16 protein-coding genes are annotated in these 14,633 nt (G+C 63.4%); 4 read left to right on the top strand and 12 right to left on the bottom strand.

The window, feature by feature from the left end:
- Positions 1-102: 102 nt before the first annotated feature.
- Both AC1Q9F_RS21935 and AC1Q9F_RS21930 read left to right on the top strand, forming a co-directional pair.
- Positions 103-1,509, top strand: coding sequence for an adenosylmethionine--8-amino-7-oxononanoate transaminase (locus tag AC1Q9F_RS21935; RefSeq protein WP_007953301.1), 1,407 nt, complete (start codon positions 103-105; stop codon positions 1,507-1,509).
- 161 nt (positions 1,510-1,670) lie between these two features.
- Positions 1,671-2,390 (top strand): 16S rRNA (uracil(1498)-N(3))-methyltransferase, encoded by a 720-nt coding sequence (locus AC1Q9F_RS21930; RefSeq protein WP_492620961.1) that lies wholly within the window; start codon positions 1,671-1,673, stop codon positions 2,388-2,390.
- Positions 2,391-2,394: 4 nt separating this feature from the next.
- On the opposite strand, the gene AC1Q9F_RS21925 is transcribed toward AC1Q9F_RS21930, so the two are convergent.
- Both AC1Q9F_RS21925 and AC1Q9F_RS21920 read right to left on the bottom strand, forming a co-directional pair.
- Positions 2,395-3,297, bottom strand: a complete 903-nt coding sequence (locus AC1Q9F_RS21925; protein WP_492620960.1) for a transporter substrate-binding domain-containing protein — start codon at positions 3,295-3,297, stop codon at positions 2,395-2,397.
- 41 nt (positions 3,298-3,338) lie between these two features.
- Positions 3,339-4,580, bottom strand: coding sequence for a D-amino acid dehydrogenase (locus tag AC1Q9F_RS21920; protein WP_492620959.1), 1,242 nt, complete (start codon positions 4,578-4,580; stop codon positions 3,339-3,341).
- A gap of 108 nt (positions 4,581-4,688) precedes the next feature.
- On the opposite strand from AC1Q9F_RS21920, the gene AC1Q9F_RS21915 reads away from it, so the two are divergent.
- Positions 4,689-5,600: a LysR family transcriptional regulator gene (locus tag AC1Q9F_RS21915; protein ID WP_492620958.1), complete on the top strand. Its 912-nt coding sequence runs from the start codon at positions 4,689-4,691 to the stop codon at positions 5,598-5,600.
- Here the strand turns inward: AC1Q9F_RS21915 and trhA are convergent.
- A complete protein-coding gene (trhA, locus tag AC1Q9F_RS21910) occupies positions 5,597-6,214 on the bottom strand; it encodes a PAQR family membrane homeostasis protein TrhA (protein ID WP_007953311.1) in 618 nt (205 codons plus the stop codon). The genes AC1Q9F_RS21915 and trhA overlap by 4 nt on opposite strands.
- A gap of 141 nt (positions 6,215-6,355) precedes the next feature.
- On the opposite strand from trhA, the gene AC1Q9F_RS21905 reads away from it, so the two are divergent.
- Positions 6,356-7,276: a LysR family transcriptional regulator gene (locus AC1Q9F_RS21905; RefSeq protein WP_064380129.1), complete on the top strand. Its 921-nt coding sequence runs from the start codon at positions 6,356-6,358 to the stop codon at positions 7,274-7,276.
- 51 nt (positions 7,277-7,327) lie between these two features.
- On the opposite strand, the gene madM is transcribed toward AC1Q9F_RS21905, so the two are convergent.
- The 9 genes from madM to mdcA all read right to left on the bottom strand — a co-directional run bounded on the left by madM (position 7,328) and on the right by mdcA (position 14,575).
- Entirely contained in the window at positions 7,328-8,092 is a 765-nt protein-coding gene (gene madM / locus AC1Q9F_RS21900) for a malonate transporter subunit MadM (RefSeq protein WP_007953314.1), read from the bottom strand.
- Between the two features lies 1 nt (position 8,093).
- Positions 8,094-8,510: a malonate transporter subunit MadL gene (gene madL, locus AC1Q9F_RS21895; protein WP_007953315.1), complete on the bottom strand. Its 417-nt coding sequence runs from the start codon at positions 8,508-8,510 to the stop codon at positions 8,094-8,096.
- A gap of 66 nt (positions 8,511-8,576) precedes the next feature.
- Positions 8,577-9,497: a malonate decarboxylase subunit epsilon gene (gene mdcH, locus AC1Q9F_RS21890; RefSeq protein ID WP_492620957.1), complete on the bottom strand. Its 921-nt coding sequence runs from the start codon at positions 9,495-9,497 to the stop codon at positions 8,577-8,579.
- The gene (locus AC1Q9F_RS21885; protein WP_492620956.1) at positions 9,494-10,114 is read right to left on the bottom strand and encodes a malonate decarboxylase holo-ACP synthase; all 621 of its coding nucleotides are present in this window, start codon (positions 10,112-10,114) and stop codon (positions 9,494-9,496) included. Before AC1Q9F_RS21885 ends, mdcH begins: the two co-directional genes overlap by 4 nt.
- Positions 10,108-10,893, bottom strand: coding sequence for a biotin-independent malonate decarboxylase subunit gamma (gene mdcE, locus AC1Q9F_RS21880; protein WP_492620955.1), 786 nt, complete (start codon positions 10,891-10,893; stop codon positions 10,108-10,110). Before mdcE ends, AC1Q9F_RS21885 begins: the two co-directional genes overlap by 7 nt.
- On the bottom strand, positions 10,890-11,741 hold the full coding sequence (locus AC1Q9F_RS21875) for a biotin-independent malonate decarboxylase subunit beta (protein ID WP_492620954.1): 852 nt from the start codon (positions 11,739-11,741) through the stop codon (positions 10,890-10,892). Before AC1Q9F_RS21875 ends, mdcE begins: the two co-directional genes overlap by 4 nt.
- Positions 11,734-12,033 (bottom strand): malonate decarboxylase subunit delta, encoded by a 300-nt coding sequence (locus tag AC1Q9F_RS21870; protein WP_039767948.1) that lies wholly within the window; start codon positions 12,031-12,033, stop codon positions 11,734-11,736. The genes AC1Q9F_RS21875 and AC1Q9F_RS21870 overlap by 8 nt, the downstream gene beginning before the upstream one ends.
- On the bottom strand, positions 12,033-12,905 hold the full coding sequence (locus AC1Q9F_RS21865; protein ID WP_492620953.1) for a triphosphoribosyl-dephospho-CoA synthase: 873 nt from the start codon (positions 12,903-12,905) through the stop codon (positions 12,033-12,035). The genes AC1Q9F_RS21870 and AC1Q9F_RS21865 overlap by 1 nt, the downstream gene beginning before the upstream one ends.
- Positions 12,905-14,575: a malonate decarboxylase subunit alpha gene (gene mdcA / locus AC1Q9F_RS21860; protein WP_085689631.1), complete on the bottom strand. Its 1,671-nt coding sequence runs from the start codon at positions 14,573-14,575 to the stop codon at positions 12,905-12,907. The genes AC1Q9F_RS21865 and mdcA overlap by 1 nt, the downstream gene beginning before the upstream one ends.
- Positions 14,576-14,633: the final 58 nt, after the last annotated feature.

Here is a 14,633-nt window from a genome sequence, read left to right as displayed (position 1 = left end):
GTAGCTCAATCGACACAATGGGTTGTCCCGGCGCAACGCATTGCATAGGCTTGCGCGATTGTTTGCCCGCGCCTGACGCGAGCCGCCTCGAGGAGACTGAACATGGGCCTGAACAACCAGTGGATGCAACGCGATCTCGCGGTGCTGTGGCATCCCTGCACCCAGATGAAAGACCACGAACAGCTGCCGCTGATCCCGATCAAGCGCGGTGAAGGCGTCTGGCTGGAAGACTTCGAAGGCAAGCGTTATCTGGATGCGGTCAGCTCCTGGTGGGTCAACGTGTTCGGCCACGCCAACCCGCGCATCAACCAGCGCATCAAGGATCAGGTCGATCAGCTGGAACACGTGATTCTGGCCGGTTTTAGCCATCAGCCGGTGATCGAGCTGTCCGAGCGTCTGGTGAAGATGACGCCGGAAGGCCTGAACCGGGTGTTCTACGCCGATAACGGTTCGTCCTGCATCGAAGTCGCGCTGAAAATGAGCTTTCACTACTGGCTCAACCGCGGCCAGCCGAACAAGAAGCGCTTCGTCACGCTGACCAACAGCTACCACGGCGAAACCATGGCGGCGATGGCGGTCGGCGATGTGCCATTGTTCACCGAAACCTATAAAGCCCTGTTGATGGACACCATCAAGGTGCCGAGCCCGGATTGCTACCTGCGGCCGCAGGGCATGAGCTGGGAAGAGCATTCGCGCAACATGTTCGCCGCCATGGAGCAGACCCTGGCCGAGAACCACGACAGTGTCGCTGCCGTGATCGTCGAGCCGCTGATCCAGGGCGCCGGCGGCATGCGCATGTATCACCCGGTCTATCTCAAGCTGCTGCGTGAGGCCTGTGATCGTTACGGCGTACACCTGATCCACGACGAAATCGCCGTCGGCTTCGGCCGCACCGGGACGATGTTCGCCTGCGAACAGGCCGGCATCCGTCCGGACTTCCTGTGCCTGTCGAAAGCTCTGACTGGCGGTTACCTGCCGTTGGCGGCGTGCCTGACCACCGACGAGGTGTACAGCGCGTTCTACGACGATTACCCGACCCTGCGCGCCTTCCTGCATTCGCACAGCTACACCGGCAACCCGCTGGCGTGTGCGGCGGCATTGGCGACCCTGGATATTTTCGAGCAGGACAACGTGATCGAGAACAACCGGGCGCTGGCCCAGCGCATGGCCTCGGCGACGGCGCATCTGGTGGATCATCCGAATGTTTCGGAAGTGCGGCAGACCGGCATGGTGCTGGCGATCGAGATGGTCAAGGACAAAGCCACGAAAGAGGCTTATCCGTGGCAGGAACGTCGCGGCCTGAAGGTGTTCCAGCATGCGCTGGAGCGTGGCGCGTTGCTGCGTCCGCTGGGCAGCGTGGTGTATTTCCTGCCGCCGTACGTGATCACCCCGGAGCAGATCGACTTCCTCGCCGAAGTCGCCAGCGAAGGTATCGACATTGCCACCCGCGACAGCGTCAGTGTGGCGGTGCCGAAGGATTTCCATCCCGGGTTCCGTGATCCGGGCTGATCTAACTTACTTAAGTTGAAGGCTCGTTCCCAAGTCGAGACGTCGAACCGTCTGCGTGGGAATGCCTCACCGGACGCTCTGCGTCCGCTCTTGGGACGCAGAGCGTCCCGAGCTGCATTCCCACGCGGAGCGTGGGAACGATCTAATCAGAGAGACCCGAAATGAGACTGTCCCGCTTCTTTATCGACGCCCCGCTGAGCACCGGCGAACACGAACTGCCGGAAGCCCAGGCGCATTACATCAGCCGCGTGCTGCGCATGGCCGAGGGCGATGCGGTGCAGATGTTCGACGGTTCCGGCCATGAATTTCGCGGATCGCTGGTGGAAGTCGGCAAGAAACGCGTGGTGGTGCAGATCGACGAGCAGTTCGCAGGTCAGGTCGAGTCCCCCCTGCAAATCCACCTCGGCCAGGGCCTCTCCCGGGGCGAGCGGATGGACTGGGCGATCCAGAAAGCCACCGAGCTGGGCGTGAACAAAATCACCCCGATCTTCAGCGAACGCTGCGAAGTCCGCCTCAAGGACGAACGCGCCGACAAACGCCTGCTGCACTGGCGTCAGGTGGCGATCAGCGCTTGCGAGCAATGCGGTCGTTCGCGGGTGCCGGTGATTCATCCACCGGTGCTGCTGGCCGACTGGCTGAAGCAGACCGAAGCCGAACTGAAACTGGTGCTGCACCCGGTGGCCGAGCCTTTGGTCAGCCACGCCAAACCATCGACCCTGGCGTTCCTGATCGGCCCGGAAGGCGGTCTGTCCGACGCCGAAGTCGAGCAAGCCAAGGCCAACGGTTTCCACGCCGCCCGCCTCGGCCCGCGCGTGCTGCGCACCGAGACGGCGCCGGTTGTGGCGCTGGCAGTCGCGCAGCAACTGTGGGGTGATTTCTAAGTCATCACTGCACCGGATCACTGATCGGTCTGGCGATGATTGCCTTGAGTTCGCTGGTCATCGGGAACTCAAGGTTCAAGCCTTTCGGCGGGATCGGTTGTTCGAACCACTTGCGGTAGATCCCGTTGATCTCCCCCGAGCTGTACAGGTCGGCCAACACACCGTTGACCAGCGCGAGGAATTGCGGATCATCCTTGCGCACCATGCAGCTGTAGATTTCCCGCGATTGCTCCTCTCCCACCACGACCCAGTTGTGCGGGTCGCGCGCCTTGGCCCGCTCGCCGTAAAGCAGCGCATCGTCCATGTAGAACGCCGCCGCGCGCCCCGATTGCAGCATCTGGAACGCCTCGCCGTGATCCTTGGCGCTGATCACGAACATGTTCAGTTTGTGGTCGAGGTTGTAGTTCTTCAGATAGCGCTCGTTGGTGGTGCCGGCGGTGGTCACCACGTTCTTGCCGCGCAGGTCATCGAAGCTGTGGATGCCGCGGTCCCTGGCGGTCAGCAGTTGACCTTTGACGTAGATGAAACCGTAGGAGAACGCGACCTGCTTCTGCCGTTCCGCGGTCACGCCGGTGGAGCCGCATTCAAGGTCGACCGTGCCGTTCTGCACCAGCGGAATCCGCGTCTGCGACGTCACCAGGTTGTACTTCACCTTCAGCTCCGGCAGCGCCAGTTGCTGCCTGATGCGCTCGACGATCTTGTCCGCCAGTTCCACCGAATACCCCATCGGCTGCCCGGTGTGATCGCCCACATACGAGAACGGCACCGACGCATCGCGATACCCCAAGGTGATGCTGTTGGCGCTGGCGATCTTGCCGAGCGTACCGGTCAGCGGCACTTCATTGGCCTGCGTCTGAGCGCCGAAAACCAGCGCCAGAGTGCAGCCGAGCAACGTGATTTTTTGCATTGTTATTCTCCGTTGTGGGTGGGGTGTTTTAGCAGAAACCGTCACGCCGCACGGGGATTGAACCCGTGTAGGTCAATGGATGTGCGCTGCTCGCTAATCAGTTCGCTGAGCAACTGCCCGCTGCCGCAAGCCAGGGTGAAACCCAGCGCACCGTGGCCGAGGTTGAGCCACAGATTGCGATAGGAAGTGGCGCCCAGCAGTGGAACGCCGGTGGGGGTGGCCGGGCGCATGCCGGCCCACTCCACGGCCGCGTCGTATTGGCCGGCGTCGGGAAAGGTGTCGCGGGCCTGGCGCTTGATCAGCGCCAGCCGCTCGGGATCGACCGCCGGATCGAAACCGACGATGTCGACCATCGCCGCCACCCGCAACTGTTCGCCGATGCGCGCGTAGACGATCTTGCGGTCGTAGTCAGTGATGCTCACGTCTGGCGCCCGATGCTCGTTGCCGATCGGCACGGTCAGGCTGTAGCCCTTCAGCGGATACAGCGGCAGGCGCAGGCCGGGCAGCGCCAGCAACGGGCTGCGATGGCCGGCGGCGATCACCAGTTGTTCGACCGGCAGGGTTTCGTCGCCAAGCTCAATCGCCGTGACCGCGCCGTGGCTGTGACGAATACCGGTGACTGCCTGACCGAGGCGAAACTCGCAGCGGCCCGACGCTTCCAATCTCGCCGCCAACTGTTGGCAGAAGCCGTGACAATCGCCGACTTCTTCATCCGGCGTGTAGATCGCGCCTACAAACGGCGCATCGGTCAGTGCCGGTTCCAGCTGCGCACATTCGGCGGCGGACAACACCTGCTGTTGCTGTGGATCGGCCAAGCCCTTGCGCGCATGGTCGAAGCTGGCGGCATTGCGGAAGGTGACCAGTTTGCCGTTGCGTCGCCAGTTGAAACCGACCAGTCCGTCGTCCTCGCGCCAGCGTTTCAGCGTGCTCTGGCTGAACAGCGCCAGACGCAACAGATGCGCAGCGTTTTCACGGTTGACCGAGGTGCGGCACGCGGCGAGAAACGAGGCCATCCATCGCCACTGCGCTGGGTCCAGGCGCGGGCGCAGCTTGAGCGGTGAGTCGCCGCGCAGCATCCAGCCGATCGCCTGTAACGGCACGCCGGCATCGGCCAGTGGCGCGACGTAGCGATAGGACAACTGGCCGCCGTTGGCAAAACTGGTTTCGCTGCCCAGCGACTGTCGCGCCTCGACCACCGTCACCTCGAAACCGTCGCGCACCAGCGCCCAGGCCGTTGCCAATCCGATCACGCCGCCGCCGATGATGCACACACGCTGAGCCATGTCCGTCCTTAACCGTTCTTGAAGACGAGGCCGAGGTTAGGGCGAGGTGACAGGCGCCGAACAATGAATAAAGATGCCAAACCTATAAACAAAGGTTATGGGATCGTCATGCGCCTTCGTCATATCGAGATTTTCCAGGCCATCCGCCAGACCGGCTCGGTCAGCGCCGCTGCGCAGTTGCTGCATGTCTCGCAACCGGCGGTGACCAAGGTGTTGCAGCACGCCGAGCAGCAGCTCGGTTTTCCGTTGTTCCTGCGGGTGCGCGGCAAGTTGCAGGCGACCCCGGAAGCGCTGGAGCTGGAACGCGAAGTCGACAAGGTCACCGAAAGCCTGCAAGGCGTGCGGCGTCTGGCCCAGAGCCTGCGCCGCGAGCCCGGCCACAGCCTGCGGATCGGCGCGACTCCGGCGCTGGCGCTGTCGTTGCTGCCGCCGGCGATCCGACAGTGGACGGCGCAGTTCCCGGACATCGCCTGCGAACTGTCGAGCGCCCACAGCCGCGAGCTGATGCAGAACCTGCTGATGCGCGAAGTGGACGTGGCCCTGACGTTGCAGTTACCGGATCATCCGGGGCTGAAGGCCCAGGCATTGGCCTCGGGGGTGCTGGTGGCGCTGGCGCCGAAAGGTTACTGGCCGGAGGAAGACGCAGGTCAGCCGTTGCCGCTGATGGCGTTGGCCGGGGCGCCGCTGATCGGGCTGTCCAGCGCCGATCCACTGGCCGCGCGCCTCGATAGTTATCTGGAAGCCGTCGAGCCGCCGCCTCGTGTGCGGATTGCCGTGCAGACGTATTCGCTGGCGCGGGCGATGGTGGAGTCCGGCGCCGGGGTGGCCGTGATCGATCCATTCACCGCCCTCGGTGCCTCATCGGCCACTACCACTATCCGCCCTCTCGCCCCGCCGCTGCCGATCACGCTGTACGCGGTGACTCGCGCCACCGAACCACCGCCACATACGCTGAATGATTTGCTGCAGATCTTCAGTCAGCGTGCCGGCGAACAACTCGGCCGACTGATAGGCGCTTAAAGGACGTAAAACAGAATCGCCACAAAATGCAGCAGGCTCCCGGCGATCACAAACAGATGCCAGATCCCGTGGGCATGCCGCAACCGATGGTCGAGGGCAAAAAAGATGATCCCCACGGTGTACAGCACACCGCCCGACGCCAGCCAGGCAAACCCCGCCGTCCCCAGCGCGGCGATCAGTGGCTTGACCGCCACCAGCACGATCCAGCCCATCACCGCGTAGATCACGATCGACAGGATCCGCGCCTCGGAGCGCGGCTTGATCTCCTGCAGGATGCCGATCAGCGCCAGCCCCCAGACGATCCCGAACAGCGTCCAGCCCCACGGCCCGCGCAGGGTCACCAGGCAGAATGGCGTGTAACTGCCGGCGATCAGCAGGTAGATCGAAAAGTGATCGACCTTCTTCATGATCGCTTTCTTGCGCCCGCGCACGCTGTGGTACACGGTGGATGCGCTGTAGAGCACCAGTAACGTAAAGGCGTAAATCGCCACGCTGACGATCTTCCACGGGCTGCCGTCGAGGCTGGCGATCACCAGCATCCAGACGCCCCCGACAAACGCCGCTATAGCCCCGACCAGATGCGTCCAGGCGTTCAGTTTTTCTCCGTGATACATGTGTCGCACACCTCGATTTCATTACCGCAGCGCGCAAGGCTCGGGCCTTGAGCGTAAAAGCGCAATGTTTCCGTTCAACGCAGGCAGGCGCCTGTCCTGATATTTGGGCACAATCGACCGATACCAAGAAGAGTCCGCGCCATGCTGATCGACGAAGAATTGACCCTGAAGAAACTCGAGGTGTTCCTCGCCTTCATGCGCACCGGCAACCTCGCCCGCGCCGCCGCCGAGCTGCAGACCAGCAATGTCAGCGTGCACCGCGCGATCCATTCGCTGGAAAGTGCCCTGCGCTGCCCGTTGTTCAAACACGAAGGGCGCAACCTGACGCCACTGGAAAGCGCCTATGTACTCGAAGAGCGGGCGCAGAAGCTGATTCAGGACGTGGTCGAAAGCGTGCGCCTGACCCGCGAAGCCGCCGGATTCTCGGCCGAGCGCTTCAAGCTCGGTTCGCTGTATTCGTTGACGGTGAAAACCGTGCCGCAACTGATCATGGGCCTGAAAATCCGCCGCAGCGAACTCAACATCGACCTGATCCTCGGCTCGAACATCGACCTGCTCTACAAGCTGAAAAACATGGAAGTCGACGCGATCCTGGTGTCGCTGGACGACACCGTCAACGACCCGGACTGCGAGCAGATTCCGCTGTTTTCCGACGACATCTTCCTCGCCACCCCGGCGGACTCCCGGTTCGCCCAACGCAGCGAAGTGGATCTGGCGGAGGTGCGCGACGAAACCTTCATCACCCTCACCCAAGGCTTCGCCACCCATCAGGACGGTATTCGGGTGTTCAGGCAGGCGGGGTTCGAGCCGAAGGTGGCGATGCAGGTCAACGACATCTTCACCCTGCTGAGCATGGTCAGCTCCGGAGTCGGTTATGCATTGCTGCCGGGGAGGATTGCGGCGGTGTACGAGAACCGGGTGAAGCTGATTCCGTTGCAGGAGAAGTACCGGTTGCAGCAGCACATTGGGGTGGTGTTTTTGAAGGCCAAGGAGCGGGATCCGAATTTGCTGGCGTTGCTGGCGGAGTGTCGGATGTATGCGAATCGCCAAGGCTCACAATGATCGCGGCTGATGATCGTTCCCACGCTCCGCGTGGGAACGATCAACGATCTGTTAGCCAACGATTCCGCGAACAATGAAGAACAGCAGCGATGGCCCAAGCAGGCACCCAAGCCCGGTGTGAAACGTAGCCGTCAACGCCCCATAAGGCACCAACCGCCGATCCGTCGCCGCCAGCCCCGCCGTCACGCCGCTCACCGTCCCGGCCAGCCCGCCGAACACCATCGCCGAGCGCGGGTTATCCAGGCCCATCCAGCGCGCCGCCACCGGCGTGCCGACCATCACCAGAATCGCCTTGATCAACCCGGTGGCAATCGACAGCGCCATCACATCCGAAGTCGCGCCAATCGCCGCGCCGGTCACCGGCCCGACGATGTAAGTCACCGCACCGGCGCCGATGGTGGTCATGCTTACCGCATCGCGATAACCGAACGCGTAAGCCATGCACGCGCCGACAATGAACGGCAGGATCGTGCCCAGCAGCAGCGCAATCACCCCGATCATCCCGGCCTTCTTCGCCTCGGTCGCCTGCACTTCAAACGCCGTGGCAACGATGGCGAAATCCCGCAGCATCGCGCCGCCCATCAGGCCGATGCCGGAAAACAGTGTCAGGTCAGCGAGGCCCTTCTGCCCGCCGGTCATCGTTCCGCCGACCCAGGCAAGCACCAGACCGATGACGATGGCAATCGCCGAGCCGTGAATCCGCCCGAACGTCAGGCGCTTGGAGAGAATCACCGAGACCCACATGATCACGCCGACGAAGGCAAACGCGGTGATCAGACCGTTGTGTTCCAGACCTTTTTCAATGAGATCCCACATATCAGCGACCTCCTACCGGTGTGCCGACCGGGGAGATTTCCGCCGGTTCGTCGGGCAACGGTTCGCCCTTGTGGGTGCGGCTGATCAGGGCAATCGTGCAGCCACAGACCACCACCGAACCGATCGCCGCCAGCACCGCCACCGGGCCGCCGTGCAGGGCGGTGACGACGTTCTGTTGCGCGGCCATCGCTACCACCACGGGAATGTACATGGCGCCCCAGAAGCCGACGCCCATCTCGCAATCCTTGGTCATGCCGCCGCGTTTCTGCATCCACAACCGCGCGCAGATCAACAGGATCATGGCGATGCCGACCCCGCCGACGTTGGATTTGACCCCCAGCAGCACGCCAAGCAGGTCACCCATGATCACCCCTGCCAGCGTACAGATCGCCAGCAGCGCCACACCGTAAATAATCATTGTTGTAGTCCTCAAAGTGCATCGTCGAATGTTGTTTTTGTTGTTCGAAGCCTGAGTCGCGGCGGTCTAGAGTCGGCGGCTACCCTCCTCACGCAACAGCGCCTGCAAGGTGTCGAGCCGGGCACTGTCGAAGGCAGTGACAGTCCCCTGTTCGAACACCCGGCGCGCCAGCCCGGTCAGCACCGCACCGGGCGGCAGTTCGATCTGTAGTCGCACGCCGCGCTCGTAAGCGCTTTGCACGGTGCCGCGCCAGTCCACCACGCGGCACATGTTGAAGGCGAGATCGTCGCGCAGCGCTTCTACCTGGGTCACAGGCCTTGCGCGACTGCCGCTCAGGTAAGCGATTTTCGGTGTTTTCAGTTCTACCCTGGCGAACGCTTCGGCGAGGGTTTGCGCAGGCTGATCCAGCAACGGGCAGTGCGACGGCACGCTGACCGCCAGACGTTTCGCCAGCCCGGCGCCACGACTGCGCGCGAGCTCGGCGACCGCTTGCATCGCCTGGTCGCTGCCGGCAATCACCACCTGGTTATCGGCGTTGATGTTGGCCAGGTACACCGGTGTTTCTGCGCTGTGTACCTGCGCCAGCAGCGTTTCGACTGTGGATAATTGCAGGCCGATGATCGCGGTCATGCCGAATCCCTGTGGATAAGCCTGCTGCATCAACTCGCCGCGCAGGCTGACCAGATGCAGCGCATCGCTGAAGCTCAATGCTCCGGCAACCACCGCTGCCGGGTAGGCACCGATGGACAGACCGGCGACGTAATCCGCAGTGAGTCCGTCCCGCAATAGTTGCCGCGAGGCCGCGACTCCGGCGATCAGCAGACAGAGCTGAACCGCTCGGGTGCTGCGCAACGCTTCGCTGGAATCCAGCCGCAAGACATCTTCACCGAGGCTTTCACTGGCCTCGATCAGCGTTTCCCGAGGCAAACGCTGGAGCATGCCGGGCTGCTGCGCGCCCTGACCGGGAAACACCAGCAGGCTGCTCACGCTGCCTGCTCCTGCAGGTTCCACGGATCAGACACCAGACAGGCTTCATGGGCGTTTTTCAGCAGCACCCGCGAAGCATTTCCGGCCCATTCGCGCAGGGCGACGGCACCGAATGGTGTCTGCAATTGCAGGTCGACCCGGCAGATTGCCTGATCGAAAACTGCGACCAGCTTACGTGCCTGATTACGGGTGATGAGTTGCGGTGTACGCAGGATCAGGTCGAGATCGCTGGCCTCGTGCATGGCCGCAAACCCGCTCGCCAGTTCAAACCCGACACTGCCACTGACGCCCCAGATCCAGCCGCAATCATCAAGCACCGGCCGCAGTTGCCGCAGCGCGTGCATGACCGGCAAATCACGTTCGTTCTCGACATGACAAAGCGCTTCCGGACTGACCCGACAGGCAATCGAATCGATCGCCATGCACGCCGCCAAGCGCTGCTCGCGCAACCGACCGCGCACGCCCACCGCCACGAATCCCTCCTCACTCAACGCCCGCCGCACGACTACCGGTTGCCCGGCAGCCAGCGAATCAATTGCCCACTGCGGCGCATCCGCCGGCAACTGCGCCGGCGTCATGCCCCACAGCAAGTCGTGGGCCAAAGGCATGTTCACCACTGCGCCCTCAGCAGTTCACGCACGCGGCTGGAGGCTTCGCGATTTTTCGCGCCGAGACGATTGCTCAAATCCGTCGCGCCAATATCGCTGATGGCTTGCTTCAGGCATTCGCTGACCCGCGCCAGATCTTCCGCCGTTGGCTGCTCGATCTGCTGCACCGACAGGGTTTCCCAGAGCAATCCAAGGCTGGCGTAGCTGTCGATGTCATAGGCCATCGGCGGCACGTTGGACGCCAGGGCTTCCAGCTCTTCGACACTGCGCAAGGTCACCCGCGCCGCCGAAGCCTTGCCCATCGCATGCACCATCACCCCCGGATCACGCAGGGCGATCAAGCGATTGGCCTGATATCCGTGAGCGAGAAACGCCCCGGACATGGCCTTGCCCACCAGCAGCGCAATCACCGGATGCCCGGCCAGACGGGCGCGGGCATAAGCGTCCGCCGCACCCGCCAGGGCCTGATGAATGCCGAGGGCTTCTTCGCGGCGACCGTAGGCCTGGCTCGGCACATCGACGATGGCGATCAAGGGCCGTTTTTGCGCTTTGTCACGGTCAGCGGTGATCGCGTCATCCACAGCCTTGGCCAGGCCCCAGCCTTCGAGCAATCCGACTTCGCTGTTGCGAGCGCGAGGGAAACGGTTTTGCGGATCGGCGACCACCGCAATAAAGCGCCCGAGTGGCCCGTCGGCGACCTTCAGCGAGGGCGGCAAACCTTCAACGGTGTTCGCACCCGCGCTCAAGGCGATGAACCAGTTCAAACCGCGCACGGAATAACCACTCATGAGCGCTCTCCTTGATACAGATCGCGAACCACCGAAGGCTCGATTTGCTTGTCAGTGTCCAGGCTCGTCAGGCGTTGCAGGAACCACTCAGCTCGTTGACTGCGCGGTTGCGCTGGCAGGCCTTGTTGCAGCAACTCGCCGACCTGTTGGCGAATCTGCGCCACGTCATCGGCGACATAGCGATCCACCAAGCCACTGGCGAAACGTTGCTCGCCACCGGTCAGGCTCCAGATGAAGGGCCGGTCGCGGGAGTCGTATTCCTCGATCCCGGCTTCCTGCTCGATCACCTGCGGGCCGTTCAGGCCGAGGCGTGCTTCCTGGGTCACCAGCAAGTAGCTGCACAGCGCGGCGGCAATCGACATCCCGCCAAAGCAACCGACGCTGCCGGCCACCACGCCGACCACCGGTTGGTACTGCTGCAGATCGACAATCGCCGCGTGGATGTCGGCAATCGCCGCCAGCCCGAGGTTGGCTTCCTGCAAGCGCACGCCGCCGGTTTCCAGCAGCAGGATGGCGCGGGTAGGAATGCCTTTGCGGTTGTCCTCGGCGGCCAGCTCCAGTGCGCCGGCGGTTTTCGCGCCGCCGACTTCACCGAGACTGCCGCCCTGAAACGCACCTTCAATGGCAGCGATCACCACCGGCAAACCGTCGAGGCTGCCCTTGGCGATCACCACGCCGTCATCGGCCTGCGGCACCACGCCCTGACGTTCGAGCCACGGCGACATGACGCGTTGAAACGGGTCGAGCAGTTCGCGGAAGGTGCCGGTGTCGAGCAAGGCTTTCGCCCGTTGCCGTGCGCCGAGTTCGACGAACGAGTGTTTGTGCAGAAGCGCTGAGGTGTCAGTCATGGCCGATCTCCTCGAAGCCTTGTTCCAGACGCAGGCGCACCACGCCCGGGGTCGCGCCAAAGTCGTGGATATCGATGGCCATCGCCGGCGGCGTGGTGCCGTCGAACATCCGCGCAAACAGATGCTGCCAGCGCTGCTCGGCGCCATTGACCGAGGTCTGCACATTGATCGTCAGCTTGCCGGCCAGGCCCGGTTCGATCAGCACTTCCAGATCGCCCGAACCGACACAGCCGACCAGCGCCCGACCACGCGGCGGCTGCCCGGCGGGGAATTCAAAGGATAAGGTTTCCATCAAAACGCTCCCTGAAGGATGCCGTCGCGCTCGATTCGATCGAGCAGCAGAGTGGCGGCGAGCAAGTCGGCGGCGCCACCGGGCGAGGCATTCAATGCGATGAGTTGTTGATCCAGTTCGTGCAGGCGGCGGCGACCGGTGAGGCTGGCGCTGCCACCGGCGTCGAGCACTGCCTGGGCGCCGTGCTGCATGGCGTGCAGGCCCTGTTCGCCGGCGCGGTACAGCACGCAGGTGTCGGCCAGCTCAGTCATGATTGCGAGCAAGGCATCGAGCCGGGCGTTCTGTTCGCCATGGCCGGCGGCGCGGCTGCGTTTGAGTTGCGGGAGACCGCGTTGCACCACGGACGGAAAGCCGAGTTGCGCTTCTTCCCGGGCACCGCGAGCGCCGTAGCGTTGGGCGACTTGAGCGCCATGGCTCAGCGGGCGCGGCGCATAACGGTCATCGAGCAACGCCAGACGCGCAGCGCGCAGAGTGACGGCGCCAGCCCCGGTGGACTTCATATCCAGCGCAGCAGCCGTGACCAGCAGGCCCAGCGCCCAGATCGCCCCGCGATGGGTGTTCACGCCGTTGGTGGTGGCGAGCATCGCTTGCTCGCCTTCACGGCCGATGCGGCCAATGACTTCGCGCAGCGGCAAGCCTATCTCGCCGAACTCAAGCGCGGCTTCGGCCATTTCCTTGAACGCCGGCCACAGCGCCAGCGCCGAAGCGTGCATCAATCCCAGGTGCAGATCGGTGTGCGCACCGTTGCCACGCCGGTCCACCAGCGCCGGTTTCGGCGACAGGTCGGCTTCGTCGATCAGCGCATCCACGGCCAGATCCGCCAGCCGTTCCGCGAGGGTGATGGTTTTCGGTTGCAGGTTGAGTGCGTGCATTACCAGCTCCTGAACTTGGCGGGCGGGTTGTAGAGGCCGCCGGACCACTCGACCAGATCGGCCACGCTCTTCGCCGCGAGCAATTCGCGGGTAGCGTCGGTGCGACGGATGCCGAGGTCTTCGGGCAAGGCGATCAGGCCTTCGCGGCGCATGCGTTCGGTGTCTTTTGGGTTGTGCCGCAGGCCGATGGCGGTGACGCCAGCGACCGCAGCGATCATCGCCTGACGCTCTTCCAGCGAACGCGCCTTGTACAGGTAGGCGATGCCCTCTTCGGTGAGCAAGTGGGTGACGTCGTCGCCGTAGATCATGATCGGCGCCAGCGGCATGCCGCTTTTCTTCGCCACCTCTACCGCGTCGAGGGTTTCGACGAAGGTCGGTTTGCCGCCCTCCTGGAAGGTCTCGACCATCTGCACCACAAGTTTTTTGCCGCGTTCGAGCATCGGTTGCTGCGAATCGTCGTGGCGCATATCGAGCCAGGCCGGAGTGCCGTGACGACGACCGCGCGGGTCATGACCCATGTTCGGTGCGCCACCGAAACCGGCGAGGCGGCCTCGGGTTACAGTTGAAGAATGACCATCGCCATCGACTTGCAAGGTCGCGCCGATGAACAGGTCCACCGCGTATTGCCCGGCCAGTTGGCAGAACATCCGGTTGGAACGCAGCGAGCCGTCGCGCCCGGTGAAGAACACATCGGGCCGGGCGGCGATGTAGTTTTCCATGCCCAGTTCGGTGCCGAAGCAATGCACGCTTTCGACCCAGCCGCTTTCAATCGCCGGGATCAGCGTCGGGTGGGGATTGAGCGTCCAGTTGCGGCAGATCTTGCCCTTGAGGCCGAGGGATTCACCGTAGGTCGGCAGGATCAGTTCGATGGCGGCGGTGTTGAAACCGATGCCGTGGTTCAGCGACTGCACGTTGTGTTTTTCGTAGATCCCGCGGATCGCCATCATCGCCATCAGCACGTGCACAGGCTTGATGTGCCGAGGGTCGCGGGTGAACAGCGGTTCGATGTAGAACGGCTTGTCCGCCACCACCACGAAATCCACCCAAGACGCGGGAATGTCCACGCGAGGCAGTTCGCTGACGTCGTCCACCAGTTGATTGACCTGGACGATGACGATGCCATCGCTGAACGCGGCCGGTTCGATCAGCGCCGGGGTGTCTTCGGTGCTCGGGCCGGTATAGATGTTGCCGGCACGGTCGGCCATGAACCCGGCCGAGAGCACGACGTTGGGGATCAGGTCCACCACCAGCCGGGCGTAGAGTTCGATGTAGGTGTGGATCGCACCGACTTCCAGCAGACCGTCTTCGAGCAACTGGCTGATGCGCAGGCTCTGGGTGCCGGCGAAGGAGAAATCGAGCTTGCGGGCGATGCCGCGTTCAAACAGGTCCAGATGCTCGGAGCGACCGACGCTGGGCATGATCATGTGCAGGTCGTGGAGCTTTTCAGGATCGGCCTTGGCCAGCGCACGGGAAAGGAAATCCGCCTGCTTCTGGTTGTTGCCCTCCAGCACCACACGGTCGCCGGGCAGGATCAGCGCCTCAAGCGCCGCGACGATCCTGTCGGTGGGCAACACCGCACCGTCGGCCAGCCCGCGCACCTTGTCGAGGCGCCGCTGCTTCTCGTCACGCCGCCGCGTCCAGCGCGAGTCGGGGGAAATGGTTGTTGTCATGCTCACTCCACGGGGTTCGCTGTCGTGGAGCTACCTTAGGAGTGTGATCGAGGGGCAT

This window comes from Pseudomonas sp. GW823-FHT04A03, assembly GCF_058796615.1.
The sequence above is the reverse complement of the archived record's forward strand: the minus strand, read 5'-3'. Positions and strand labels throughout refer to the sequence as shown.